Genomic DNA, 22704 nt, shown 5'->3' with positions numbered 1-22704 from the left:
AACGCTCGGCTGGGAAACCCCAGCCGAGCGCCTGTCTAAACTGCTCGCGGCCTGAACAACCGATCACGTGTTGCGACGACCACTCGAATTCGCCCATGGTCCGGGGCCGTGTCCGACGCTGGGAGCCGGCCGGGCGGCCGGTCCGGATCACGCCATCCAGAAGAAGACGGCGGTCATCCGTTTGTCCTCCATGGTGGTCCCGCAGTAGTCGGTGGCGCTGTGCATCAGGTTGGCGTTGTAGAGGAGCAGCCGGTTGTAGCGGTGCGGGACGCGGATGTCCTCGACGAAGGAGTCCGGCGGGACGAAACGCGTACCGAGGGCCTCGACCAGGTTGTTGTGCGGTGCGACGACGACATTGCCGCCGAGCCGGCCGCCGGGCAGGCTCTGCCGGAAGAAGCTCGTTCCGCAGTCCTTGGGGACGTTCGGGTTCAGATAGAGCACCGCGGCGTAACGGCACAGGGCGCGGGAGTCCGTGTGGGGGCGGGTTTCGCCCTCGTCCTTGCCGACGACCTGGACGCAGTTGTGGTTGAGCGTGGCACCCGACGGAGTCGACTGCTGCCACAGCTTCTGCGCGCCGGTGGCCTTCTTCACCAGCCGCTCTACGCGCGTCAATTCATCCGGTTCCAGTCCGGGCATCGTCCGCAGCCCCGGCCAGCTCTCCGAGGTGTACGGATGGCCCTTGACCCAGTCGTCCTTGCCGACGCACCGGGCCCGTACGGCGTCCGCGTCGGGCAGTACGTTGTCGAAGACCCAGTAGTCCCGGTCCCGGGTGGGCTTCCGATAGGGGAGGACCGGCAACGCCGGTGTTCTCGGGGGTTGTGGGGGCATGCGGCCGACCCTATAGACGCGTCCGTAAGTGATCTCCAGGGAATTGGTCAACCTTCCGCCAACTCGGCTTCATGGATCGGCCATCCCGAGCCGGCCTCCGCGTCCGTGAGACCCGTGCGTGAATCCCGGGCCCGTCAACGTGACCTGAGACAGGCCGAGTTCGCGCCGCGCGTCCGAGTCGCGGCGGTGGCCGGTCCGGCCTGAGCGCGGTCATCGAGGTGCGGTGGCGTGCTGAACGTCCGGGCCCGCGCCCCCGTATCACTGCACAGGGACGGCGGGAGACCGCGTGCACGGAAGGAGAGCAGTGTGTCGACACGGCCCGAACGCGGGAAGTCCACCGGGCGCTCAGTGATCGAACCCACTCACATCGAGCGCCGCCGCCGCTCCGAGTCCCTTGCGGAGCTGCTGCGGCAGGTGCGCGAGAAGGAGGGGATGACGGACGCGGACGAGGACTACGAGTCGATCGCCCCACCCGCGGCCGCGATACGACTCCTGCCCGCCCCCGAGGAGGACGAGACCGAGGAGCTGCCCCCGGTCCCGGCCGGGGAGGACTACACGGCCGACGCGCCGCGGGCGGACGCGGCCGACGGACCCACCGCGGGAAGCGGACGCCCGAACGGAAAGCGGCCCGGAGGCGCCCACGGCCTCGGGCGCGACATGAGCCTGCGCCGCGCCGCGATCACGGTCGCCGTCGTGGCGGCGGCCCTGATCGGCTTCGCTGTCGCCCTCCTGCTGCCGGGCGCGGGCCGGGACGACGCGTCCCCGGCGGGAGCCGGAGTGAATCCCTCGGCGGCACCGGCCGGCCGGGACTCGTCGGGGGCCACCGATCCGGACGGCGCCGGAACCCTCCGGGAGGGCGACAGCGGTCCCGAGGTGACGGCCCTTCAGCAACGCCTGCTCCACATCCCGAACGTGTACGACCACGGCAGCACCAGCGGAACCTACGACGCCACGCTCGCCGCGGCCGTCGCCCGCTTCCAGCTCTGGTACGGCATCCGCGGCGACGAGTCCGGCGTCTACGGCAACGACACACGGGCCGACCTGGAATCCAGGACGACCGCCCCCTGAACGGCCGGGGCGGGCGGCGCGGTGACGGTCGCTCCCCCCGCCCCGGCCTCCCACCTCTCGGCACCGTGATGTTCGCCGGGCCGGCACACCCGCTCCCGCTCATCTGCCCACCCGGCCCCCGCGCGAACCTGGTCGAGGATGTGACGACCTCCGGCACGAGGGGCTGATCTCCGTGCGTCTTCCTTGCCGGCGTGGCCCGTTGCACGATCTCCCCGACGATCCGGCCGCCTACGACGCCGTCGCCGAGGAGGCCCTCGCCCGCCTCATCTCCGAGGGGAACCTCGAACACCCCGCCGCCCGCGACGACATCGGCGACACCTCGCTCGGAATCACCTCCCTGCAGGCCCTCGCCTGGCAGCGCACGAAGGATCCCCGGATTCCGGAGGCCGTCCGCCGCAGCCTGGCCTTCCATCTGCGCGAGCGCGTCCACACCGAGGACAACCCCGGCTACCCGAAACCTGCGCCGCCGCCCGCCTTCGCCGTCCGCCATGGACCCGGCGGCCCCTGCACCCCCACGTTCGCGGGCACGTCGGTCCGACTGGCCCCCATCACCGAGGCGTTCACCGCGCTGATCGGCGATCCCGCGGGCGATGCCCACGGGGAACCCGAACCGGGGATCCGGCCTCGCCGACCGCCGGCCCGATGACCGCCTCCCCGGCGACTCCCTCTTCGGCGACCCCTGCTTCTACGACCGCTTCCCGGGTGATCGCACCTCCGGCGACCGCTCCTCCGGTGGCGGCCTCTCCGGTGGCCGCCGTCCCGGCCACTGTCGGCCCGACAATCAGGTCGGCGCGGTTCCGGGTCGCGGCGACCAGCTCGGCGTTGCGCTGATCCGTTCCCAGCACCCACGCCACAGCCGTGTCGTGATCCTTGCCGAACTCCTCGTGGCGTGCGACCAGCCGCCGGACGCGGTCGGCCTCGTCGAGCTCGCAGAACCACACCTCGTCGAGCCGCGCGCGGGCCCGCGCCCACGCGTCCTCGCGCAGCAGCAGGTAGTTCCCCTCGGTGACGATCAGACGGGCGGTCCGGGGAACCGGAAGGGCGCCCGCCAGGGGCTGTTCGAGGACCCTCTCGAAGCCGGGCGCGTAGACGAGATCCTCCTCGTCCTCGCGCAGCCTGCGCAGCAGCGCCGCGTACCCCGCCGCGTCGAACGTGTCCGGAGCCCCCTTCCGGTCGCGGCGCCCCAGCCGGTCCAGCTCGGCATCCGCGAGATGGAACCCGTCCATCGGCACATGCGCGACGCCGAAGGCCCCGTCCTCGTCGAGCCGCCGGACCAGCCGCTCGGCAAGCGTCGTCTTGCCCGACCCGGGGCTGCCGGCGATACCGAGAAGGGCGCGCCGACCGGGACGTACGAGCGCGGCGGCCCGCCGCACCAGGTCGTCGAAGGTAGGACCCCCCTCGGTCATACGAGCCGGGACAGGGGGACGGGGACAGCGATTTCCATGCCTCCAGTATCGACGACACGGGGTACAGGGGAAGTCCTGTGCCGGAGGGGGCGATGACCGCACGACTGAAACCTGGCGCCCGGTGATGTGGCGCGCGCCACCCGCTGGAGGCGGTTCCCGGGGGAAGACTGCTCGTATGACTGAGCTCGGCCTGCCGAAAGAGATCCTGGCCTGCCTCTTCGACCTCGACGGGGTGATCACCAAGACCGCCGTGGTCCACGCGGCCGCCTGGAAGCGCACGTTCGACGATTTCCTGCGCGGACGTGACGGCGACGGATTCCGCCCCTTCGACGACGCCGACGACTACGCCGCGTACGTGGACGGGCTGCCGCGCGCCGACGGCGTCCGCACCTTCCTCGCCTCGCGCGGCATCGAACTCCCCGAAGGAACCCCCGACGACCCGCCGGACCGCGCCACCGTCCACGGCCTGGGCAACCGCAAGAACGAACTGCTCCTCGACATGATCCGCACGGACGGGGTCGAGGCCTACGACGGCACGCTGCGCTATATCGAGGCCGTCCGGGCGCGCGGCCTGCGGACCGCGGTCGTCTCCTCCAGCGCCAACTGCCGGGACGTCCTGCGCTCGGTGGGGGCGGAGTCCCTCTTCGACGTACGCATCGACGGTGCCGTCGCCACCGAACGGCGGCTGCCGGGCAAACCGCGCCCCGACACCTTCCTGGCCGCGGCCCACGACCTCGGTGTCGACGCGTCCGCGGCGGCCGTGTTCGAGGACGCGCTCGCCGGCATGGACGCGGGCCGCTCGGGCCACTTCGGGTACGTCGTCGGCGTGGACCGCGTCGGCCAGAGCGCCGCCCTGCGCGCCCACGGCGCCGACATCGTCGTACGGGATCTGGCCGAACTGGGGGAGCCCGCGTGATCACCCATTCGTCGTACGGAGTCGAGCCCTGGGCCCTGCGCGAGAGCGAGCTGCACCTCGGGCTGCTGCCGCAGAGCGAGTCCGTGTTCGCCCTCGCCAACGGCCATGTCGGCTGGCGCGGCAACCTCGACGAGGGCGAACCCCACGGCCTGCCCGGCTCCTACCTGGGCGGCGTCCACGAGACGCATCCGCTGCCCTACGCGGAGGCGGGCTACGGCTATCCGGAGTCCGGGCAGACGGTCATCAACGTCACCAACGGCAAGATCGTCCGGCTGCTCGTGGACGACGAACCGTTCGACCTGCGCTACGGACGACTGCGCTCCCACGAGCGCGTCCTCGACCTGCGCACCGGGCTGCTCACCCGCACCTGCGAGTGGACCTCGCCGGCCGGCTCCACGGTCCGGGTCCGCTCCACCCGGCTCGTCTCCTTCACCCAGCGGGCGATCGCGGCCGTCGCCTACGAGGTGGAGCCCGTCGACAGCCGGACCCGGGTGGTCGTCCAGTCGGAGCTCGTCGCCAACGAGCAACTGCCCGGCCGCACCGGCGATCCGCGGACCGCGGTCGCCCTGGATTCGCCGCTGGAGGCGGAGGAGCACTACGCGGCGGGCCGCCGGCTGCGGCTCGTGCACCGCACGCGGAACAGCGCGCTGCGGGTCGCCGCGGCCGCCGACCACGCGGTCAGGGGGCCCGACCGGACCACCATGACCAGCGAGAGCAGCGACGACGTCGCCCGCCTCACGGTGACCTCCGTGCTGGAGCCCGGCCAGACACTGCGCCTGGAGAAAGTCGTCTCCTACGGCTGGTCGGGAAACCGTTCCCTGCCCGCTCTGCGCGACCAGGTGGACGCGGCGCTCGCCGCCGCCCAGCACAGCGGCTGGCAGCAGCTCGTGGACGAACAACGCACCTATCTCGACGACTTCTGGGCACGCGCCGACGTCGAGGTGGGCGGCGACGAGGCGATCCAGCAGGCGGTCCGCTTCGCCCTCTTCCACGTCCTCCAGGCAGGCGCCCGCGCCGAACAACGTGCCATCCCCGCCAAGGGTCTGACCGGCTCCGGCTATGACGGCCACGCCTTCTGGGACACCGAGACCTTCGTCCTGCCGCTGCTCACCTACACCTCGCCCGGTGCCGTCGCCGAGGCGCTGCGCTGGCGCCAGAACACCCTTCCGGCCGCACGCGAGCGGGCGGCCCAACTCGGCCTGGGCGGAGCCGCGTTCCCCTGGCGGACCATAGCGGGCTCGGAGGGCTCGGCGTACTGGCCGGCCGGCACCGCCGCGTTCCATGTGAACGCCGACATCGCCGACGCCGTCATCCGCTACACCGCCGCCACGGGCGACACGCGCTTCGAACGCGACACCGGCGTCGAGCTGTTGACCGAGACGGCACGGCTGTGGCGCTCCCTGGGACACCACGACCACCAGGGACGGTTCCACATAGACGGGGTGACGGGACCCGACGAGTACAGCGCCGTCGCCGACGACAACACGTACACCAACCTGATGGCCCGCGCGAACCTGCTGGCCGCCGCGGACGCCGTCGAGCGGCACCCCCGGCGGGCCGCGGAACTCGGCGTCGACGAGGAGGAGAGCGCCGCCTGGCGCGACGCCGCCGACGCCATGCACATCCCCTACAACCACGAGCTCGGCGTCCACGAGCAGAACGCCGGCTTCACCCGCTACCAGCGCTGGGACTTCGCCGCCACCCGCCCCGACCAGTACCCGCTGATGCTGCACTTCCCCTACTTCGACATCTACCGCAAGCAGGTCGTCAAGCAGGCCGACCTGGTGCTCGCCCTGTACAAGTGCAGCCCCTTCTTCGACGAGGAGCAGAAGGCCCGCGACTTCGCCTACTACGAACCCCTCACCGTCCGGGACTCGTCCCTGTCGGCCTGCTGCCAGGCCGTGATCGCCGCCGAGACCGGTCATCCGGGCCTCGCCTACGACTACCTGGTCGAGGCCGCGCTGATGGATCTGCAGGACCTGGAGCACAACACCCGCGACGGACTGCACATCGCCTCGCTCGCCGGGACCTGGATGGCCCTGGTCGCGGGCTTCGGCGGGCTGCGTCACCACGGGGACACCCTGGAGTTCGCGCCCCGGCTGCCGGAACGGTTCAGCCGTCTCGCCTTCTCCCTGGAGGTCCTCGGCCGCCGGCTGCGCGTGGAGATCGGGCAGGACGTCGCCACGTACACGCTCGTGGGCGGCGGCCCCCTGGAGATCCATCACTACCGTGAACCCTTCACCGTCGACGCCGACAAGCCGCACAGCCTGCCCATCCCGGCGCCGCGGCTGCGCCCCGCCCCGGACCAGCCGCGGCACCGGCGGCCGAATCCCCAGGGGTGAGACGCGGCGGGGGGCGTCGGCGCGTCAGTCGCGGGTGATGGCGGGCGCGATGTCCTCGTGCCGCTCCAGGGGCGCCGCGTCGGGTGCGCCGGTCCGGGCGGCGGCCTTGGTCGCGGGCTTGCCGCAGAACGCGGGCTCCAGGGTGCGGTACATGGTGTTGAGCACGGTCGTGTTGTTCGAGGTGTTGGCCAGCGCGGTGAGACTGCGCTTGCCGTCCTTCGTGGTGAAGGCGTACGTGTAGTAGCCCTGCACGGTGCCGGTGTGCCCGTACACGGAGATCCCGCACGACAGATCACGGCGGCGCAGCCCGAGGCCGTAGGACGTGTTGCTGTTCACCCGCGTCCACTTCGTCATCTGGGTGAGCTGGGCGGCGGACATGAGCTTGCCGCGCAGCAGCGCCGAGAAGAAGGTGTCCAGGTCGTGCGGCGTGGAGATGATGGCGCCCGCGCTCTGAGCCCAGGAGACGGTCTGCTTCGTGGCGTCGACCAGGGCCGCTCCCGCCGTGTCGGGCGTGAGATAGCCGTTGGCGTGCCGGCCCGGAATCACGGTGCCGGGATGGACGTAGAACGTGTTCGTGAGGTTCAGCGGGGTGAAGATGCGCTTCTGGTACTCGGTGCCGACGGCGTGCCCGGTCAGCTTCTCGATCAGCATCCCTGCGACGACGAAGTTGGTGTTCGAGTACGAATACGCGGCCCCCGGCGCGTTGGTGCGCGGCTTCTTCAGCGACAGCTTCACCAGGTCGCGGTAGCTGAACACCTTGTTGCGGACGGCTTCGAAGCCGGGGACCGTCCGGGCGAACATGTCGTTGGTGTAGTCGTACAGACCGCTGCGATGGCTCAGTACGTGCCGCACGGTGATCCTGTTGTCGGGGAGCAGGCCCGGCAGATAGCTGTTGACCGACCTGTCGAGCTTCAGCTTGCCCTCGTCGACCAGCTGGAGCAGCACCACGGCGGAGAAGGACTTGGTGACGCTGCCGACGCGGAACCGGTCGTTCGTGCTGATGGTCCGTCCGGTGGCCCGGTCGTCGACCCCCTCGACGAGGCGGTGCACCGTGCCGTTGTCGTCGATTCTCGCCATCGCGCCGGGCGCTCCCTGGCTGCGCGCCGTACGCAGAATCGCGCGCAGGCCCGCGTCGTCGGGCGCCGCGGCGGCGGCCACCGCGGCCCGTTCGATGCCGGAACGGCTGGTGCCCGCCGGCGTCACGGCCTGCGCCGGGGCCGCCAGCAGGGACACCACAACCGCGCCGAGCGCCGTGCCCGTACCCACCGTTGCTGAGACCATCTGATTCTTCTCCCGAGTGCCGTCTGCCGGTTCGACGTGCCGGCTCGAACCGCCCCGCGGATGCGGGCGTCGGCACCATCTGTACGCGCTGAAGGGGCGCGCGGGTCGCATTGCCCGGGGATGAAGCGCAAACGGTGAAGGGGAATCGGCGAATTGGCGGAAAGACGCTCTGCCGGGTGAGGCTCCGGACGGGTGCCCGTTCGGATGGGTGCCGTTCAGATGGTCGCCCGTTCTACGGGCGGCGCGACGGCGCCCGGGGGCTGACGCCGGGTCAGCCGCCGAAGAGCTGGGTCCAGTACGTGCCCGCCCGGCTGCCTCCGGCGAGGCCGATGCCTATGTGGGTGAAGTCGCGCTTGAGGATGTTGGCGCGATGGCCGGGACTGTTCATCCAGCCGAGGACCACCTCGGCGGGGGAGCGCTGCCCGCAGGCGATGTTCTCGCCGATGGAGCGGCGGGTGCAGCCCGCCGCGGCGGCCCGGTCCCAGGGCCGGCTGCCGTCGGGGGATTCGTGCGCGTAGAAGTCGCGGGCCACCATGTCGGCGCTGTGGGCCTGGGCCGCGGCGGTGAGCGTCGCGTCGGCGTGAAGGGGCGGCAGGCCGGCCGAGGCCCGCTCGGCGTTGGTCAGCGCGATGACCTCGCGCGCCGTCCGCTCCAGGCCCGCCGGGCTGAACGGCCGGGCCCACAGCGCCGTCCAGTACAGGTCGCCCGTGCGGGCGTCGGGAACGCACGCCAGTCCCGCCCGGTCGAACGCCGGATCGCACAGCGTACGCCGCGACTCCTCGCGGGAGAGGCAGTACTCGACGAACTCCTGCGCGGTGCGCGGGCCGGAGACCAGATGCTCTCCGATGGTCAGGTACGGGTAACCGGCCGAGATGACGCGCTGGTAGACGGAGGTGCCGTCCGGGCTCTCCGAACCGAGCAGGCCGCATGCCGCCATGGCGGTCGCATGGCTCCGTGCCGCGTCCGTCAGCCGGGCGTCGAGGCGGACGGGCGGCGAACCCGCGGCGCCGCGCGCGGAGTTCACCGGCCCCAGGAATCCATCGGCGTCGGACCCGCCATCCGCCGTACCTACCGGACCCCCTCTCGCCGTACCCACCGATCCGCCTCTCGCCGTCACGACCGGCCCGGCGCCCGGCCTCGTCATGGGCCGGCCACCCGGTGCGGCTCCGCGCCCCGCGTCCGGGGTCGCGCTCGCCGCCGTACCCGACGGCGCGGTGTCCTCCGTGACGTCGACCCCGAAATCCCGCGCGACGCCCGCCAGTCCGTCCGCGTACCCCTGTCCGAGAGCGCGGAGTTTCCAGGCCGTGCCGCGCCGGTACAGCTCGGCGAGGAGCAGCACCGTCTCCCGCTCCGGCCGGGGCGGGGTGAACCGGGCGAGGGCGCGGCCGTCCGATGCGGTGACCTGCACCGTGGGGGAGGGCAGCCGGCCCAGCGGAGTCGCGGGGTCGGCGGGGCTGACGACGACCGTGACGCGGGCAGCTCCGGGCCTCAGCCGCGCCGGATCGATGGTGAGACGGTCGCCGTCGAGACGGGCGCCGGGCGCGGCCGGCTGGTTGTAGAACACGAAGTCGCCGTCGCCGCGCACCTTGCCGCCGTCGTCGGTGATCAGGGCGGACACGTCGAAGGGGCCCGGGACCCTGAGGGTCAGGACCCCGTCCGGCAGGGGCGTGTTGGCCCCGGGAACCAGCTCGCTCATGGCGCCGCCCGTCGATGTGGTGATCCGTGCCCGCCGCGCCATCCGGCGCGGAGCACGGGCCGTCGACCGCTCAACGGACCACCCGCGCCCTAGGGTTCCCGCGACTTGCGCGGGGCCCGCCGCGGGCTGGGCATGGCGCGGAGACCGCCGGGGGCGGCGGGCGGCCGGAGTGACGACACGGCGGGCGCGGCGGCGCGCAGCGAGCGCAGGGCGAGCAGCATGACGCCGATGTCGTCCAGGTAGATCGGGTCGGGCAGCAGGTCGGTCGGCAGCACCAGATAGATGACGGCGCCCCAGAACACCCAGCGCGGCCCGGTCGGCAGTCCGGCCCGCCGCAGATCACGGCGGGTGCGTACGAGGCGGAGCAGGAGCATCAGCGCCACCCCGAGCGCGGCGGCCGCGAGGACCGCGACGATGACGAGGACCAGGGTCCATGAGGTCGAATCCATGTGTCCGTCCAGAGATCTCGTCGGGGTGCGCTTCCCTCCCGTGTGCCCGCTCGCGGCCAGGCTACCGCCCCGGGTAGGCCATCCGTGCGCGCGTTCGGGGGCAGGGGCAGGGGCAGGCGGGTACGGGCGGCGGGTGACCCGAACGACACCCGTTAGCCCGCGCCCGGTGTGTCGCCGCGGCAGATGACGAAGTCGTCGAAGACATGCCGGCCGGGTCGCGGGCCGACGGACACGATGGCCCGGCGGATGTCCAGCAGCTGATCCGTGGTCATCTGCAACGGCGGCTCGTCGGGCTGATAGGTGGTGCGCACGGGGTAGTCACGCCCCGGTTCCCGGGTCATCTCGATGTGGCAGCCGAGCACGTGGGTGACCGGGCGCCGCCCGCAGAAGTCGATCAGACGGTCGACGGTGCGGGTGAAGGCCGGCCAGTCCTCGACGTACAGGCGCCCCGGATAGACGGTGTCGCCCGTGAGCAGGAACCCGGTCCAGGGGTCGAAGAACGTCACCGAGGCCTCGTGGTGCCCCGGCGTGGCCAGGCACTCCAGCACCCGGCCGCCGAGATCGACCCGGGCGACGGCGTCGGGATCGTCACGGAACCCGAAGAAGTCCCAGGCGCTGGCCGGCGCCGCGTCCACGACCTCGGTGCCGGGGCGGCCGGTGAACTGGCCGTCCCCCGCGATGTGGTCGCCGTGCGGATGGGTGTGCAGCACGAGCAGCCCGTAGTCGTCCCGGGGATGCCCGGCCAGCCAGGACTCCATCACCTCGTCGACGACGCGACGCAGCGGGAAGAGGCCGGCCGAGGCCGTGGCCCCCGTGTCGATCAGCACGGCCCGCGCGGTCCCGAACAGCAGGAACATGAAGGGCGCTTCGTAGTCGATCGCCATGTTCTGGCGAAGGATCACGGTGTGCTCGTCGTAGGCGTGGACCTGGATGTCGGGATCCGTGTTGTGCTTGGCCGAGGGCGAGCCGTGGATCCACCGCACGTCGAGAGGTGCGGCAGGTGCGGAATCATCGCTTCCACGGGCGCCGTCGGTCTGCTTCCCAGCAGTGTCCACGCTGTCTCCTCGGGCTCGGTCCCGCCGGACCACGGCAGGGCCCGGGACCTCAGTTTCGCGGGTGGGCGTGGTCCACCAGCGCCTGGGACACCGTACGGATGCTCCGCGCGATGTGCTGGAGCTGCATGAGCTCGGCGGCGTACAGCTTGATGGTGTGCTCGATGACCCCCTCCTGCAGGCCGAGGCCTGGCAGCTCGGAGCGGGCGGTCTGCAGTGCCGTGCGGGCGACCCGTATCTCCTGCTGCACCTGGAGGTGCGCGTGGCGGGCCAGCAGGACGGGGTGCTTGTGCAGGACGGGGTAGCTCGCGTAGCGGCTCGGCACCAGCTCGCGCAGCCATTTCACCGCCGATCGCTCCCAGTCGAAGCTGCCGGGGGTCTTGACCTGGCACGGCCAGTCCGAGGTGATCGGTGAATACGTCAGGGCCATGTTGTTCATCGCTTCCGGGTTACGTCGGCGGGGGACTCTGGGGCGGCCCCGGCATAGGGGATGACCGGGGCCGCCACCACGGGTCTCGCAGGCGAGACCCGCTCGAACACCCGGGACCCGATGCGGGTAGGAGCGGACGGCCCCGGGTGGTCATGGGTAGTGACCTGGAGGCCTCCAGGTCACGATCCGAAAGAAGTATTTATATATACCGCCGGATACGCAAGGGCATGAAAACATTCATGCGTGCTTTGATATGAATGATCCCGTGATGCCGTGGTGACAGCCGGTACGGGGGAGGGGTTCGGTGGGTACCGCGAGGGGCTCGGGCCTCGGGTCGTGGGGCGACTGTGCCGAGAGGCGGCCGGTGCCGAGACGCGGTCCGTGCGGCGAGGCGGTCCGTGCGGCGACGCGGCCCGCGCCGTCGCGTGACCGTCCTCGCGTGGTGCCGGGGTCAGTCGCGCAGGAAGAACTGGTGCTCCTCGGCGACCTGCTCGTACTCCTCCAGGCGTCCCTGCGTGCGCTCCGGATCGGCGTCGGTCATGGCCTGGAGCAGCGCCGCCGACAGGACCACGGGCGCCGCGTAGGAGTCGAAGACGAGGCGCGACCCGGTGCCGGTGGCGAAGGTGACGTCGGCCTCGTCGGCCAGCGGGCCGAGCCCGAGGTCGGTGATCAGGGCCACCTGGAGGCCCGCGCTGCGCGCGACCCGCATGGCTGTGAGCGTCTCCTGGGCGTGCCGGGGCATCCCGAAGGCCAGCACCCAGGTGCCGCCCGCCTCGCGCGACTGGAGCAGCGCGTCGTACGCGACCGAGCCGCCGCGCGTCACCACCCGCACGTCAGGGTGGATACGGCGGGCCGCGTACGCGAAGTACTCGGCCAGCGAGACGGAGATCCGCAGCCCGAGCACCGTCAGGGGCGCCGACTTCGACAGGGCCAGGCCGACGCGGATGATCTGGTCGGGATCGGCGAAGTCCCGCCGCAGGTTCTCCAGGTTCTCGATCTCGGCGTCCACCGCGGCCTGGAGCTCGTTGCTCGTGACCTCGGCCGGGGTTCCCGGTGTGCTGCCGAGGGTGCTGAGCGCGATGGCCTGCAGGCTCTCCCGGAGCGCGGGGTAGCCGCTGAACCCCACCGCCGCCGCGAAGCGGGTCACGGAGGGCTGGCTCACGCCCACCCGCTCGGCGAGGTCGGTGATCGACAGGAACGCCGCCTCGGTGATGTGCTCGATCAGGTACTGGGCGATGCGCCGCTGGCCCGGGGAGAGCCGGGGCCCGTCGAACAGTTCCCTGAGCTGGGACGTGGGTGCGGCGCCCGCCTCGGGTGCCGTCTTTCCCGAGGTGATCGCGGATGCCTGTGCGCGTGCCTGCTGCGGCGATGGCACCGGTGCGCCTCCTTCATGTCCCACGAGAACTCAACATAGCTCACCGACCTTTCTGACCTGGGCCGGTACGGGCGCAAGCAATGCGTGCGTTCCTCGTTTCGCGCCCGATCGCGGGGTACCCGCACAGGCATCACGACGTGCTCGTTCGCGGGCGCGCGTGCCTGTACGCCGACGCGAGGGAGAGGGTTTTCATGAGCGTGCAACAACTGCCCGCGTCAACGGTTCACGTGATGCTCGGGGACTGTTCCGCGGCCGACGCCAAGAGCGTGCTCGCCGTCCTGTCCGGACGCTTCGTCGCGGACCGGGAGGACGCGGACGAGCCCCACGAGTCCGCGAGCGGCAGACCGACGGTGTGGACCGCGCTGTTCGACACGGCCGGTGATCCCCGGGCCGGTGCCGGGCCTGTCGCGGAACTTTCGGGGCAGCCGACGGTGGAGGCACAGGGCGGTCCCCTCGCGACACAGCGTCTGCGGGAGGCCCTCGGTGCCGTCTTCACCGTGCACGAGCTGGGCACGGAGGCCGGTGACCAGGAGGTTCAGATGAAGCTGCGGCTGGATTCGAGTACGGCGCACGAGATGCGGTCCGTGTGAACGCCGGGACGGCGGCCCGCGGCGGAGAGATGGGTGCCCGCCGCGCGGCGACCGGCTCGGCACGGGAAGGAGCGGCACGCGCGGGACTGACCGCGCGAGGGGTGATCTACGCCCTGGTCGGCGTACTGGCGCTGCGCATCGCCTTCGGCGACAGCGGACAGCAGGCCGACCGGGGCGGCGCCCTGCAGGAGATCGCCTCCAAGCCCTTCGGGGCGGCCCTGCTGTGGGCCCTCGGCGCGGGGCTCGTCGGCATGGCGTTGTGGCGGCTGTCCGAGGCGCTGTTCGGTGCCGCCGGGCAGGACGGCGGAGCGGCGGGCAAGCGCCTGATGTCGGGCGCGCGGTGCGTGTTCTACGGGTTCGTCGCCTACTCCGTGCTGGCCTTCGCCGCCGGCGCGCGCGGCAGCGGTTCGGGCGACCGGCAGTCCCGCGACGTCACGGCCAAGGCGCTCGGTATGCCCGGTGGCCAGTGGATCGTCGGCATCGCCGGCGTGGGTCTTGTCGTGGCGGGCGGCTGGATCGCCGTACGGGCCGTCATGCGCAAGTACCACAAGCACCTGAAGCTCGGTGAGATGTCGCGACGGGTCCGCAGGGCGGTCGACACGGCGGGTGTCGGCGGCGGGGCCGCGCGTGGCGTGGTGTTCGCCGCGGCGGGGGCCTTCGCGGTCCGGGCCGCCGTCGACTACCGGCCCGACCAGGCCAAGGGCATGGACGGCACCCTGCGGTCCTTCGCCGGAACCCCGGCGGGCCCGTGGCTGCTCGTCTGCGTCGCCGCGGGGCTGGTCCTGTTCGGGCTGTTCTCCTTCGCGATGGCACGGTGGCGGAGGGTGTGAAGCCGCAGGGGCGCTTCCCAGGCGAGGGTGTCCCCGTCGCGCGCACGCGACGGGGACACCCTTTGCGGCATGGCAGGGACCGGTCAGGGCTGCGCCGTGAGGGCGAAGCTCTGCGCGGCCGAGCCGTCACAGGCGCGCTGGGTGAGCTGCACGCTGTTCGCCGCGGAACCCGCCGCGCTCAGGCACTTGCCGCTGTGCCGGGCGACGAAGTGATAGCGCCCGGTGCTCTCCCGCACCGGCTGCCACTGCTGGTTCTGGCCGCTCGACCAACTCCACAGCTGCAACGGCGCGTTGTCGGCCGTCGAGCGGTCGGTGACGTCGATGACCTGCTGCGGATTCGGCCGGAGCGTGATCCGCGTGTAGCCGCTGTCCGTCGAACGGAACTGGAACTGCTGCGCCTGCGTGCCGTTGCACGCGTACTGCTGGATCGCGGTCCCGTTCGCCGTACCGGCCGAACGGGCGTCCACGCAGGTGCCGTTGCCGGAGTTGGCGAGTGAGTACCAGGTGGTCTCGGAGATGGGATCCGCCGGTGGCACCGAGGTGTCCGCCCCGCCGAGCCACTTGAGTCCGTCCAGCAGGAACCGGTTCTGCGTCGCGCTCGCGAACGTCGACGACAGCGTGGTGTTCGTCGCGTAGTCCATCGCGTTGTGACCGAAGTTCGCGTACAGCATCCGGTACTTCGTGTTGGTCCACAGAATCGGGTAGTAGCCGCTGGTCCAGGTCTGGTCGGGGTCCGTGCCCAGCGGGAAGCTGCTCGGGTCGATCGAGGCGAGGATCCTGATGTCCGGGTTCTGCCGCAGGTCGTTGGACCAGCTGTACCACTCGCTGACCGACGAGGTGAACGTCGTGGGCAGGTTCGCGGTGGAGGGATGCGTCCGGTCCTCCACCTTCAGGACGGCCGTGGTCGGCCCCCAGGTGTTGGACTTGAAGTCGCCGCTGCCGAGGAACTGGTCGTGATACCAGGACCAGCTCTGCGCGTCGGTGGTGAAGGCGGAGACATGGAAGCCCAGCCAGCCGCCGCCGGCGCGCATGTACTGCTCGAAACCGGCGCGTTGGGCCGCGGTCTGCGGCAGGTCGTCGAGGAACAGGACGACTTGGTACGCGTTCACGCCTCCGTTGCTGAGCAGGTCCCAGTCGTTGCTGGCCGTGTAGGTGAAGCCGTTCGCCGCGGCCTGCTTCGGGAACCAGTCGTTGGCCTCGTGGACGAAGCTGATGTGGGCGGCGTCCCAGGTGCCGTTGTAGAGGGCGAGCACCTTGAACGGGGCCGCCGTGGTGGTCGCCTGCGCGGCCGGTGGAGCCGCGAGGCCGAGCAGGGTCGCCAGCAGGACGAGGACCCGCAGGACACCGCGCGCCGGACCGGATTCGCTGATGCGCATCCGACTCTCCTTCCCGTACGTGTCAGGGGTAGCTGACGAGGTTCGCGACATTGGTCGAGGAGTTGGACGGGCCGCCCCGGTCGTTGACGACGTGCCGGATGGTGCCCGTACCGCCCAGCGAGACGGTCACCATGTCCTTGAAGCGCACGTTCGCGTTGCTGGGGGCCTCGATGGCGTGCTCGGCGGCGACGGCGGGGTTGACGTTGAAGTAGCAGTAGCTGCCGAAGCCGTACACCTGATGGCTCGTCACGGAGGCGCCGACCTTGTAGGCGGCGTAGCCCTGCGTCGAACCGTTCATCCACGCCGCCTGGTTGGGCGGGTCGTAGGGCATCTCGTTCTGGTAGAAGTACGTGCGGCCGCCGTTGCCGTTCCAGACGGTCTGGTACTTCTGGTAGTGCTCGACGAACAGGCCGTACATGGTCACGTCGTCGCCGTTCACGACGAGCCCGGTGTCTGCCGTGTTGCTGGTCCAGCCGACCCCGCTGCCGTGGTCCGCGCGCCACAGCCACAGGTGGTCGCCGATGACGTCGTCGCTGTTGATGGTCAGACTGGTGGTGGCCTTGCCGACGCCCGCGCCGCCGATGCGGAAGAACACGTCGTGCAGGGAGCTCGGGTCGGCGCTGTGGTCCGCGGAGGAGCCGCTCGGCCCCATCTCCAGCAGCTGCGCGGAGTTGGTGGTGCCCGCGTCGATCAGCAGCCCGGCGAGCTGGACGCCGTTCACGTCGGCGACCGTCATGGCGGTGACGCCGTTGTCGGGGACGAGCGTGGCGAGACCGAGGCCCAGCACGACGGTGTCGGCCCGGGTGACCTTGAGGGTCTGGTCGAGGTGGTAGACGCCGGGTGTCACCAGCAGGTTCTTGCCCTGGGCCAGCGCGTCGTTCAGCTGCGCCGCCGTCGCGCCCGGCTTCACGATGAAGAAGTCGGAGAGCGGCAGGGACGTGCCCGCGGGAGTTCCCGAACTCCAGCTCGTGCCGCTGGAGTTGGTGCGCACGGACGGTACGAACACCTTCCAGGCGCCCGCCGGGTCGACGTACAGGAAGGGCTTCTCACGCGAGACCGGCGTCTGGTCCACCGTCGTGTACGGCGGGTTCGGGAAACTGTTCGCGGGGGCGTTCTTCGCGCCGACGAACACCATGTTCCAGTTGGAGCCGGTCCAGTTCGACCACTCGGTGTTCCGCGACAGCCACTGCTGCTGCGAACCGGAGTTGACCTGGCCGTCGATCTTCGTGTCGGCCATGTAGCCGCCGCTCGACCAGCCGCCGTCGTCCAGCGCCAGGTTGCCGCGCAGATGCATCCGACGGTACGGCGCCGCCTGCGACACCGCCCAGCGGTCCGACCCGGACGTGGGAGTCACCGACAGGTTCTCCGCCGAACGCCAGAAGTTCTGGGTCGCGTTGCCCTGGAACCAGTCCGCCTCGGCGTGCACCGAGCCCCGGATGTCGACGTCGTCGGGGGACAGGCCGAGACCCGCGACCTGGGTGTAGAAGCCGACGTTCGCGTTGGCGTCGTAGGTGCCGGGCTTGAAGAGGAAGGCCTTGCGGGCGGTGCCGAACTGGTTGGTCTCCTGCTGGGAGAACGCCGAGTCGAGACTGCTCTGGACGGTCGCGGCCGGTGTCGACGGGTCGAAGACGGTGACGTTCGGGCCCAGGTCCGGTGTCCCCGGCGGCTGTTGGGTGTCCACCGCGTTGACATAGAAGGACTGGGCCGTGGTGCCGTTGCACGTGTACTGCTGGAGCTGCACGCTGTCGGCGGTGGAGGCGCTCGGCACGTCGAGGCACTTGCCGCTGTTGCGGTTCACGAAGTGGTAGGCGCCGCCGGCCTCCGCCACGGCCTGCCACTGCTGGTTGGTGCCGCCGCCGTACGCCCACAGCTGCACCAGCGCGCTGTCCGCGGTCGAGACGTCGGTGATGTCCCAGGCCTTGGTGGCGTCGGCCCGGTTGTCGACCTGGGAGTAGCCGCCCGACGTGGCCGCGAACTGCCACTGCTGGGCCTGGCTGCTGTTGCAGGCGTACTGCTGGACCGCCGTGCCGTTCGCCGTTCCGGCGGCTCGGGCGTCGACGCACTTGCCGCTGCCCGCGTTGACGACGGTGGCCCAGCCGGCCGGCACCGCGGCTGCCTGCGCGACGGTGTCGTTCCGGGCGGCGGCGTTCTGCGAGGCGAGGGTCAGGCCCGACATCGTCGCCGCCACGAGCGCGGTCACCGTCAGCAGCCTGGTCGTTCGGTGCCGCCCGGACCCTCTTCCGGATCTGGGCAGGGTGAATCTGGACATGGGGGACACTCCTGAACTGGTGGGGGGTTCATGTCCGTGAACATCGAATGCATTCATGGAGTCGTGGTGATCGGTGAACCTAAAGGTCTGCACCAAAGACGTCAAGATATGAAACAAAGAACCCTTTGAAATCGGCTGCGGGCGGCAGGAGTTGAACATCCCGTCAACAGGCGGACCCTGAACTCGGCGCCACCGCAAGGGTGTTCATGGGTTCGGTGAACTGGGACCCGCTGTCGGCGTGCTGAACCGCCGGCCGCCCACGCGACCACGACGGGATCGCGACGACGTGCGCCCTTCCCCCCCCGGGTACTTCGCGGTTCACTTCTTGAATCGGGGTCACGCTCGGGTTCCGGAACGGCTTCCCGGGTGTGTGGTTCCTTACAACGTGGTGACATGGCGGCGAACCGCGCCCACCTCACCCGCATCTCAGGGCACTCTGGTTCCGGGTCGGTGACTCCTGTCCTGGAGAGACACAGGAATCCACCGGCCACCGCGCCGACCGGCACCGCCGGTTCGTGTCCTGCGGCAAGGGAAGCGGCTGCCGCGGAACAGCGCCCCGGAAGCACTTCCGGGGCGCTGTGCGTGTTCCGCCGTCCCCCTCGGCCCCCGTCCTTCGCCCCTCGGCTCGACGCTGCGTGCCGCCAGTGTCCTGTGCCTGAAATCCGTGGGTAGATCTGTCTCGTCCTGGCGGTCGGATTCCCGTCGCCGACCAGGCGGCATCGGCCGTTCGCGACTCAGCCGGAACTACCTAGGAACTTCCGCACAGGACACTAGAGGTGCGACTCCAGGGCGGCGTAGACCTTGCGCCAGGCATCCGCGCCGGCCTGTGGGTCGTGGTCGTCCGGGCGGTCCGCACAGGCGAAGCCGTGCCGGGCGCCCGGGTAGGTCACCAGCTCGTGCGGCACCTTCGCCTCGGTGAGCTGCCGCTCGGCCCGCTCCCACTCCTCGGCCGGGATGATGTGGTCCAGCTCGCCGCGAAAGCCCAGCAGGAACGCGCCGCCCGCGGCGATCCGCTCGCTGGTCTCCAGCGGGGGCACCGGACCGACCAGCGGGAAGCCGCTGTTCAGCAGCCAGCCCGGGTAGAAGAGGACCGCCAGCTCGAAGCTCAGCTCGGTCGCCGCCCGGACCGCGATGTGCCCGCCCATGCTCAGTCCGAGGAAGGCCACGCCCCGCTCCCCGGTTTCCGTGCGTGCCGCGGCCAGCGCCGCGGAGGCGTCGGCCACCAACTCGTCCCGGTCCAGGGCGCGCATCAGCACGAGGCCGTCGTCGCGCTCCTCGGCGGAGTACCCGAGTCCGGTGCGGCGGGCGCTGCGCCAGTAGTAGTCGGGCGCCAGCGCGACATAGCCGGAGGCCGCCAACTCGGCGCAGGTGTCGCGGACGTAGGCGTTCACTCCGTAGAGCTCCGAGCAGACCACCACGGCGCCCCGCACGTCACCCGCCGGCCGGTGCACATACGCCTCGACGCCGCCCGTTTCGCCGAGTGTTTCCCACTGACCGGTCATCAGTCCCCCGTGGTTCCGTCGCTGAATGTCGCCTCAACTCTAGTGTCCTGTGCCTGAAATCCGTGGGTAGATCTGTCTCGTCCTGGCGGTCGGATTCCCGTCGCCGACCAGGCAGCACTGGCCGTCCGCGACTCAGCCGGGGAACTACCTAGGAACTTCCGGCGCAGGACGCTAGTCGGTGGTCGTGCCCCGGCGTTCGGATTCGAATGCGGCGAGGGCGGTCTGTACCCGGTCCAAGGCCGCCTCGGTGTCGCCCGTCGCGTCGACCGTCAGCCCCGGTTCGTCGTCGAGCAGCGGCTGGAGGGCGTCGTACTGGGATGCGAGCAGTCGCTCGGACATGAAGTGGCCGGTGCGACGCGTGATGCGCCGCCTGGCGGTCTCCCGCTCCAGGTCCAGGTGCACGAACCACACGGCGCCGGGCCCGGCCGCACGGAGCAGCTCCCGGTAGGTCGCCTTCAGGGCCGAGCAGGACACGACCGCGCTCCGCCGGGACCGGATCGCGTCGCGGATCCAGTTCGCGAGCGTGTGCAGCCACGGTTCACGGTCGGCGTCGTCCAACGGCCGGCCCGCGCTCATCCTGGCGATGTTCCGCGGTGTGTGGAAGTCGTCGCCCTCCACGAAGGGCACGTCGAGACGCTGGGCGAGCTTCCTGCCGAACGTGCTTTTGCCGGACGCCGAGACGCCCATGACGACTACGATCGTCGGTGCGGCCCCGGGTGATGGCATGCGGCTCCTCCTGGGTCGATCCGGCAGGACGTGGGTGCCCACGCCGGAATCCTCGGGGGAGGGCCGGGGTGCCGGGCCCGCGCGGCGGCGTGGTCCGGCGGAATGCACCCGGATGGGCGCGCCGCGCACGCAGGCCGGTGCTGTTCCGCGCGGTGGATTCCCCACCCGGGCGGGCACGGTCGTGCGGTGCTTTCGCTCAGCGGGGGCACCGGAGCCGGGCGGTTGCTCCGCCGGGGGGACCCGGCTACTCCCAACGGCCGAGCGGGGCGAGTCCGCCCTCGCCGACTCCGGGCAGGGGTGATTGCCTCGGTACGGGGTCTGCGGCCCCGAAGTCGACGTGGCCGCGGCGGACAGGACCTCCGCGCGGCCCAGGGACACCGGCGCCCCTGCCGAGCCGGCCCGCGTGGGCCGGCCGGCGGACCGACGGCCGGTCCGGTCCCCGAACACGGCACACCGACGAATGGGAGACGGCAGTGGCCTCAGGCGTGGACACCGGTGGGCAGCTTGCGGGGCTGCCGCTGCTGCGGGGCCAGAAGGCTCTGGTGACCGGGGCGAACTCCGGCATCGGACTGGCGACGGCGATCGCGCTGGGCCGGGCGGGCGCCGACGTGGTCGTCAACTACGTCTTCGGGCAGGAGGCCGCCGAGGACGTGGTCCGGCAGATCGAGGGCTTCGGTGTGCGGGCGTTCGCCCATGAGGCGGACGTGTCCGACGAGGGCCAGGTCGTCGGGATGTTCGCGCGGATGCTGGAGGAGTTCGGCACGATCGACGTCCTGGTGGCCAACGCTGGCCTGCAACGGGACGCGTCGGTGACGGAGATGACCCTCGAACAGTGGCACAAGGTCATCGACGTGAACCTCACCGGCCAGTTCCTGTGCGCCAGGGAGGCGACCAAGGAGTTCCTACGGCGCGGTGTCGTGCCGGAGGTCTCCCGCTCCGCCGGAAAGATCGTCTGCATGAGTTCCGTGCACCAGCTCATTCCGTGGTCCGGTCACCTGAACTACGCCGCGTCCAAGGGCGGCGTCCTCATGCTCATGCAGACGCTGGCCCAGGAACTGGGCCCGCACGGGGTCCGGGTCAACGCCGTCGCGCCCGGCGCCATCAAGACCCCGATCAACCGCAGCGCCTGGGACACCCCAGAGGCCGAGGCGGAGCTGCTCAAACTGATCCCCTACCGCAGGGTCGGCGACCCCCAGGACATCGCCGACGCGGTGACGGTACTGGCCTCCGACCTCATGGACTACGTGGTCGGCACGACCCTGTTCGTCGACGGCGGGATGACCCTCTTCCCCGGCTTCGCCACCGGCGGCTGAGGCGGTGGCGCCCGCCCCCACCTCGTGCTCCCCGCCAACGCCCTGCCCGCGTCCACCGCCGGCACCAGCCGATGAGGACCTCGGGAGTGCCGGCCAGCAGGATGAATGCCTTGCTCATGCGGCGGATTCGGGGTGGAGGCCTGGGCGCTCTTCCTGGAAGCGGTCCTGATCGCCATCGACCTCCACGGCTGACGCCGCCTCCCGGCGTGGCCGCACTTCCGGCTCACCACCCCGCTGCCGCTCGCCGCGCTGACGGGGGCGTTCGCCGTCATCGGCGCGAACTCATGGATGAACACGCAGCGGGGCTTCACCCCGGACTTCCAGGGCAGACCCACGAACGTCGACGTCCGGTCCGCCGTGTCGAGCAGGGCATCCCGGCCGGACACCCGCTGCTGTTCCTCGTACGGCCGGACGGGCGGCTGGAACCGGTCACCGAGCCCGCACCCCGCAGCCCGGGGCCCATGACACCGCGCTCCTGCCCGGTCCCGCCTGGGTACCCGGCCCGGTGCGGGCGGACTGACGACGGGAACGGACGGGAACCGACGACGGAACCGATGAAGGGAACGGACGACGGGGTCTGACGACGGTCCGTGCGGGCCACCCGCCCCCGTCGCGTCCGAACACCAACGGTCCCGTACGAATTGCGGTCTGGCATCCGGCTGGATCTCATGGATCTCATGCAGCAACAAGCCTCTGAGCCAGCCGACCTCGTGCCGCCGATGGAGCGTTCGCACTGGGTGGCCTTCGCCGGGATCCTGCTGATGGTCAGCGCTCTGTTCAATCTCCTCAACGGGTTCGTGGCGATCTTCAACCACGGGTACTACTCGAAGGTGTACTCCCAGGGCAACCGGCTGCTCATCCTCAACTACACGGCCTGGGGCTGGATCTTCGTCGTCCTCGGCATCGTGATGGCGCTGGCGAGCCTCGGCGTGTTCGTGGGCTCCCGGGGGGCACGTCTGACGGGCATCTGCCTGGCCGCGTTCGCCCTGATCGCGCAGATGATCTTCCTGCCGGTCTACCCGTTCTGGTCGGTGTTCACGATGCTCGTGTCCCTGCTGGTCATCTACGGTCTCCTGGCCGAACCGAAGCACGTGCCTGGGGCGCGGGTGTAGCCGGATCCGTACGTGACCGGAGGCGGCCGCTCAGAACAGGGCGATCGGATTGACCCGTGAACCCGCGGCGGCCGGCAGCCGCAGCGGCGCGATCACGCGCAGGAAGGACCAGCGTCCCTCCTGTCGCGGACCGCCGCCAGGTC

18 protein-coding genes and 3 pseudogenes are annotated in these 22704 nt (G+C 71.0%); 8 read left to right on the top strand and 13 right to left on the bottom strand.

Translation table 11 applies throughout. The features are described from left to right. Positions 1 to 147: 147 nt before the first annotated feature. Positions 148 to 828 (bottom strand): DUF6445 family protein, encoded by a 681-nt coding sequence (locus ACZ6KY_RS22395; protein ID WP_469312044.1) that lies wholly within the window; start codon positions 826 to 828, stop codon positions 148 to 150. A 306-nt stretch (positions 829 to 1134) separates the two neighbouring features. On the opposite strand from ACZ6KY_RS22395, the gene ACZ6KY_RS22390 reads away from it, so the two are divergent. Together ACZ6KY_RS22390 and ACZ6KY_RS22385 are read left to right on the top strand one after the other, a co-directional pair. Beyond that, positions 1135 to 1896, top strand: coding sequence for a peptidoglycan-binding protein (locus tag ACZ6KY_RS22390; protein ID WP_469312043.1), 762 nt, complete (start codon positions 1135 to 1137; stop codon positions 1894 to 1896). Between the two features lie 172 nt (positions 1897 to 2068). Beyond that, positions 2069 to 2350 (top strand): annotated as a pseudogene (locus ACZ6KY_RS22385) (hypothetical protein); the annotation flags it as partial. Between the two features lie 322 nt (positions 2351 to 2672). On the opposite strand, the pseudogene ACZ6KY_RS22380 reads toward ACZ6KY_RS22385, so the two are convergent. Continuing rightward, positions 2673 to 3302: pseudogene (locus ACZ6KY_RS22380) on the bottom strand (nucleoside/nucleotide kinase family protein); the annotation flags it as partial. 175 nt (positions 3303 to 3477) lie between these two features. Between ACZ6KY_RS22380 and ACZ6KY_RS22375 the strand changes: the two are divergent. Both ACZ6KY_RS22375 and ACZ6KY_RS22370 read left to right on the top strand, forming a co-directional pair. Further along, a complete protein-coding gene (locus tag ACZ6KY_RS22375) occupies positions 3478 to 4218 on the top strand; it encodes an HAD family hydrolase (RefSeq protein WP_469312042.1) in 741 nt (246 codons plus the stop codon). Continuing rightward, a complete protein-coding gene (locus ACZ6KY_RS22370) occupies positions 4215 to 6560 on the top strand; it encodes a glycoside hydrolase family 65 protein (RefSeq protein WP_469312041.1) in 2346 nt (781 codons plus the stop codon). Before ACZ6KY_RS22375 ends, ACZ6KY_RS22370 begins: the two co-directional genes overlap by 4 nt. 24 nt (positions 6561 to 6584) lie before the next feature. Here the strand turns inward: ACZ6KY_RS22370 and ACZ6KY_RS22365 are convergent, their stop codons facing one another. The 6 genes from ACZ6KY_RS22365 to ACZ6KY_RS22340 form a co-directional block, all read right to left on the bottom strand. Then, positions 6585 to 7841, bottom strand: coding sequence for a serine hydrolase domain-containing protein (locus ACZ6KY_RS22365; RefSeq protein WP_469312040.1), 1257 nt, complete (start codon positions 7839 to 7841; stop codon positions 6585 to 6587). 271 nt (positions 7842 to 8112) lie between these two features. After that, the gene (locus ACZ6KY_RS22360) at positions 8113 to 9537 is read right to left on the bottom strand and encodes a CAP domain-containing protein (protein ID WP_469312039.1); all 1425 of its coding nucleotides are present in this window, start codon (positions 9535 to 9537) and stop codon (positions 8113 to 8115) included. Between the two features lie 89 nt (positions 9538 to 9626). Beyond that, a complete protein-coding gene (locus ACZ6KY_RS22355) occupies positions 9627 to 9986 on the bottom strand; it encodes a YkvA family protein (RefSeq protein ID WP_469312038.1) in 360 nt (119 codons plus the stop codon). 152 nt (positions 9987 to 10138) lie between these two features. Further along, positions 10139 to 11041 (bottom strand): MBL fold metallo-hydrolase, encoded by a 903-nt coding sequence (locus ACZ6KY_RS22350; RefSeq protein WP_469312037.1) that lies wholly within the window; start codon positions 11039 to 11041, stop codon positions 10139 to 10141. A 49-nt stretch (positions 11042 to 11090) separates the two neighbouring features. Then, positions 11091 to 11468 (bottom strand): hypothetical protein, encoded by a 378-nt coding sequence (locus ACZ6KY_RS22345; RefSeq protein ID WP_469312053.1) that lies wholly within the window; start codon positions 11466 to 11468, stop codon positions 11091 to 11093. Between the two features lie 451 nt (positions 11469 to 11919). Continuing rightward, entirely contained in the window at positions 11920 to 12843 is a 924-nt protein-coding gene (locus ACZ6KY_RS22340; protein WP_469312036.1) for a MurR/RpiR family transcriptional regulator, read from the bottom strand. A 191-nt stretch (positions 12844 to 13034) separates the two neighbouring features. Between ACZ6KY_RS22340 and ACZ6KY_RS22335 the strand changes: the two genes are divergently transcribed. Together ACZ6KY_RS22335 and ACZ6KY_RS22330 are read left to right on the top strand one after the other, a co-directional pair. Next, positions 13035 to 13433 (top strand): hypothetical protein, encoded by a 399-nt coding sequence (locus ACZ6KY_RS22335; protein ID WP_469312035.1) that lies wholly within the window; start codon positions 13035 to 13037, stop codon positions 13431 to 13433. Positions 13434 to 13462: 29 nt separating this feature from the next. Further along, entirely contained in the window at positions 13463 to 14263 is an 801-nt protein-coding gene (locus ACZ6KY_RS22330; RefSeq protein ID WP_469312052.1) for a DUF1206 domain-containing protein, read from the top strand. 83 nt (positions 14264 to 14346) lie between these two features. On the opposite strand, the gene ACZ6KY_RS22325 is transcribed toward ACZ6KY_RS22330, so the two are convergent. From ACZ6KY_RS22325 to ACZ6KY_RS22310, 4 genes are all read right to left on the bottom strand, one after another. Continuing rightward, a complete protein-coding gene (locus ACZ6KY_RS22325) occupies positions 14347 to 15639 on the bottom strand; it encodes a ThuA domain-containing protein (RefSeq protein WP_469312034.1) in 1293 nt (430 codons plus the stop codon). Positions 15640 to 15661: 22 nt separating this feature from the next. Next, positions 15662 to 17815 carry an RICIN domain-containing protein gene (locus ACZ6KY_RS22320; RefSeq protein WP_469312051.1) on the bottom strand — a complete coding sequence of 718 codons (2154 nt, stop codon included), beginning with the start codon at positions 17813 to 17815 and terminating at the stop codon, positions 15662 to 15664. 863 nt (positions 17816 to 18678) lie between these two features. Beyond that, the gene (locus ACZ6KY_RS22315) at positions 18679 to 19410 is read right to left on the bottom strand and encodes a dienelactone hydrolase family protein (RefSeq protein WP_356781742.1); all 732 of its coding nucleotides are present in this window, start codon (positions 19408 to 19410) and stop codon (positions 18679 to 18681) included. Positions 19411 to 19581: 171 nt separating this feature from the next. After that, positions 19582 to 20136, bottom strand: coding sequence for a gluconokinase (locus tag ACZ6KY_RS22310; protein ID WP_469312033.1), 555 nt, complete (start codon positions 20134 to 20136; stop codon positions 19582 to 19584). A gap of 518 nt (positions 20137 to 20654) precedes the next feature. On the opposite strand from ACZ6KY_RS22310, the gene ACZ6KY_RS22305 reads away from it, so the two are divergent. Both ACZ6KY_RS22305 and ACZ6KY_RS22300 read left to right on the top strand, forming a co-directional pair. After that, positions 20655 to 21449, top strand: a complete 795-nt coding sequence (locus tag ACZ6KY_RS22305; RefSeq protein ID WP_469312050.1) for an SDR family oxidoreductase — start codon at positions 20655 to 20657, stop codon at positions 21447 to 21449. A gap of 677 nt (positions 21450 to 22126) precedes the next feature. Continuing rightward, a complete protein-coding gene (locus ACZ6KY_RS22300) occupies positions 22127 to 22561 on the top strand; it encodes a DUF7144 family membrane protein (RefSeq protein ID WP_469312032.1) in 435 nt (144 codons plus the stop codon). Between the two features lie 30 nt (positions 22562 to 22591). Here ACZ6KY_RS22300 and ACZ6KY_RS22295 read toward each other — a convergent pair. Beyond that, positions 22592 to 22684 (bottom strand): annotated as a pseudogene (locus ACZ6KY_RS22295) (cyclase family protein); the annotation flags it as partial. Positions 22685 to 22704 lie beyond the last annotated feature (20 nt).

It is taken from the genome of Streptomyces sp. NPDC042002, from assembly GCF_055588305.1.
This window is presented reverse-complemented; position numbering and strand designations above follow the sequence as displayed.

Bases quoted from the DNA above. Each gene is read 5' to 3' on its own strand.
- ACZ6KY_RS22395 (WP_469312044.1), bottom strand. From the start codon at position 828: ATGCCCCCACAACCCCCGAGAACACCGGCGTTGCCGGTCCTCCCCTAT.
- ACZ6KY_RS22375 (WP_469312042.1), top strand. From the start codon at position 3,478: ATGACTGAGCTCGGCCTGCCGAAAGAGATCCTGGCCTGCCTCTTCGAC.
- ACZ6KY_RS22365 (WP_469312040.1), bottom strand. From the start codon at position 7,841: ATGGTCTCAGCAACGGTGGGTACGGGCACGGCGCTCGGCGCGGTTGTG.
- ACZ6KY_RS22360 (WP_469312039.1), bottom strand. From the start codon at position 9,537: ATGAGCGAGCTGGTTCCCGGGGCCAACACGCCCCTGCCGGACGGGGTC.
- ACZ6KY_RS22355 (WP_469312038.1), bottom strand. From the start codon at position 9,986: ATGGATTCGACCTCATGGACCCTGGTCCTCGTCATCGTCGCGGTCCTC.
- ACZ6KY_RS22345 (WP_469312053.1), bottom strand. From the start codon at position 11,468: ATGGCCCTGACGTATTCACCGATCACCTCGGACTGGCCGTGCCAGGTC.
- ACZ6KY_RS22335 (WP_469312035.1), top strand. From the start codon at position 13,035: ATGAGCGTGCAACAACTGCCCGCGTCAACGGTTCACGTGATGCTCGGG.
- ACZ6KY_RS22330 (WP_469312052.1), top strand. From the start codon at position 13,463: ATGGGTGCCCGCCGCGCGGCGACCGGCTCGGCACGGGAAGGAGCGGCA.
- ACZ6KY_RS22325 (WP_469312034.1), bottom strand. From the start codon at position 15,639: ATGCGCATCAGCGAATCCGGTCCGGCGCGCGGTGTCCTGCGGGTCCTC.
- ACZ6KY_RS22320 (WP_469312051.1), bottom strand. From the start codon at position 17,815: ATGTCGGGCCTGACCCTCGCCTCGCAGAACGCCGCCGCCCGGAACGAC.
- ACZ6KY_RS22315 (WP_356781742.1), bottom strand. From the start codon at position 19,410: ATGACCGGTCAGTGGGAAACACTCGGCGAAACGGGCGGCGTCGAGGCG.
- ACZ6KY_RS22310 (WP_469312033.1), bottom strand. From the start codon at position 20,136: ATGCCATCACCCGGGGCCGCACCGACGATCGTAGTCGTCATGGGCGTC.
- ACZ6KY_RS22300 (WP_469312032.1), top strand. From the start codon at position 22,127: ATGCAGCAACAAGCCTCTGAGCCAGCCGACCTCGTGCCGCCGATGGAG.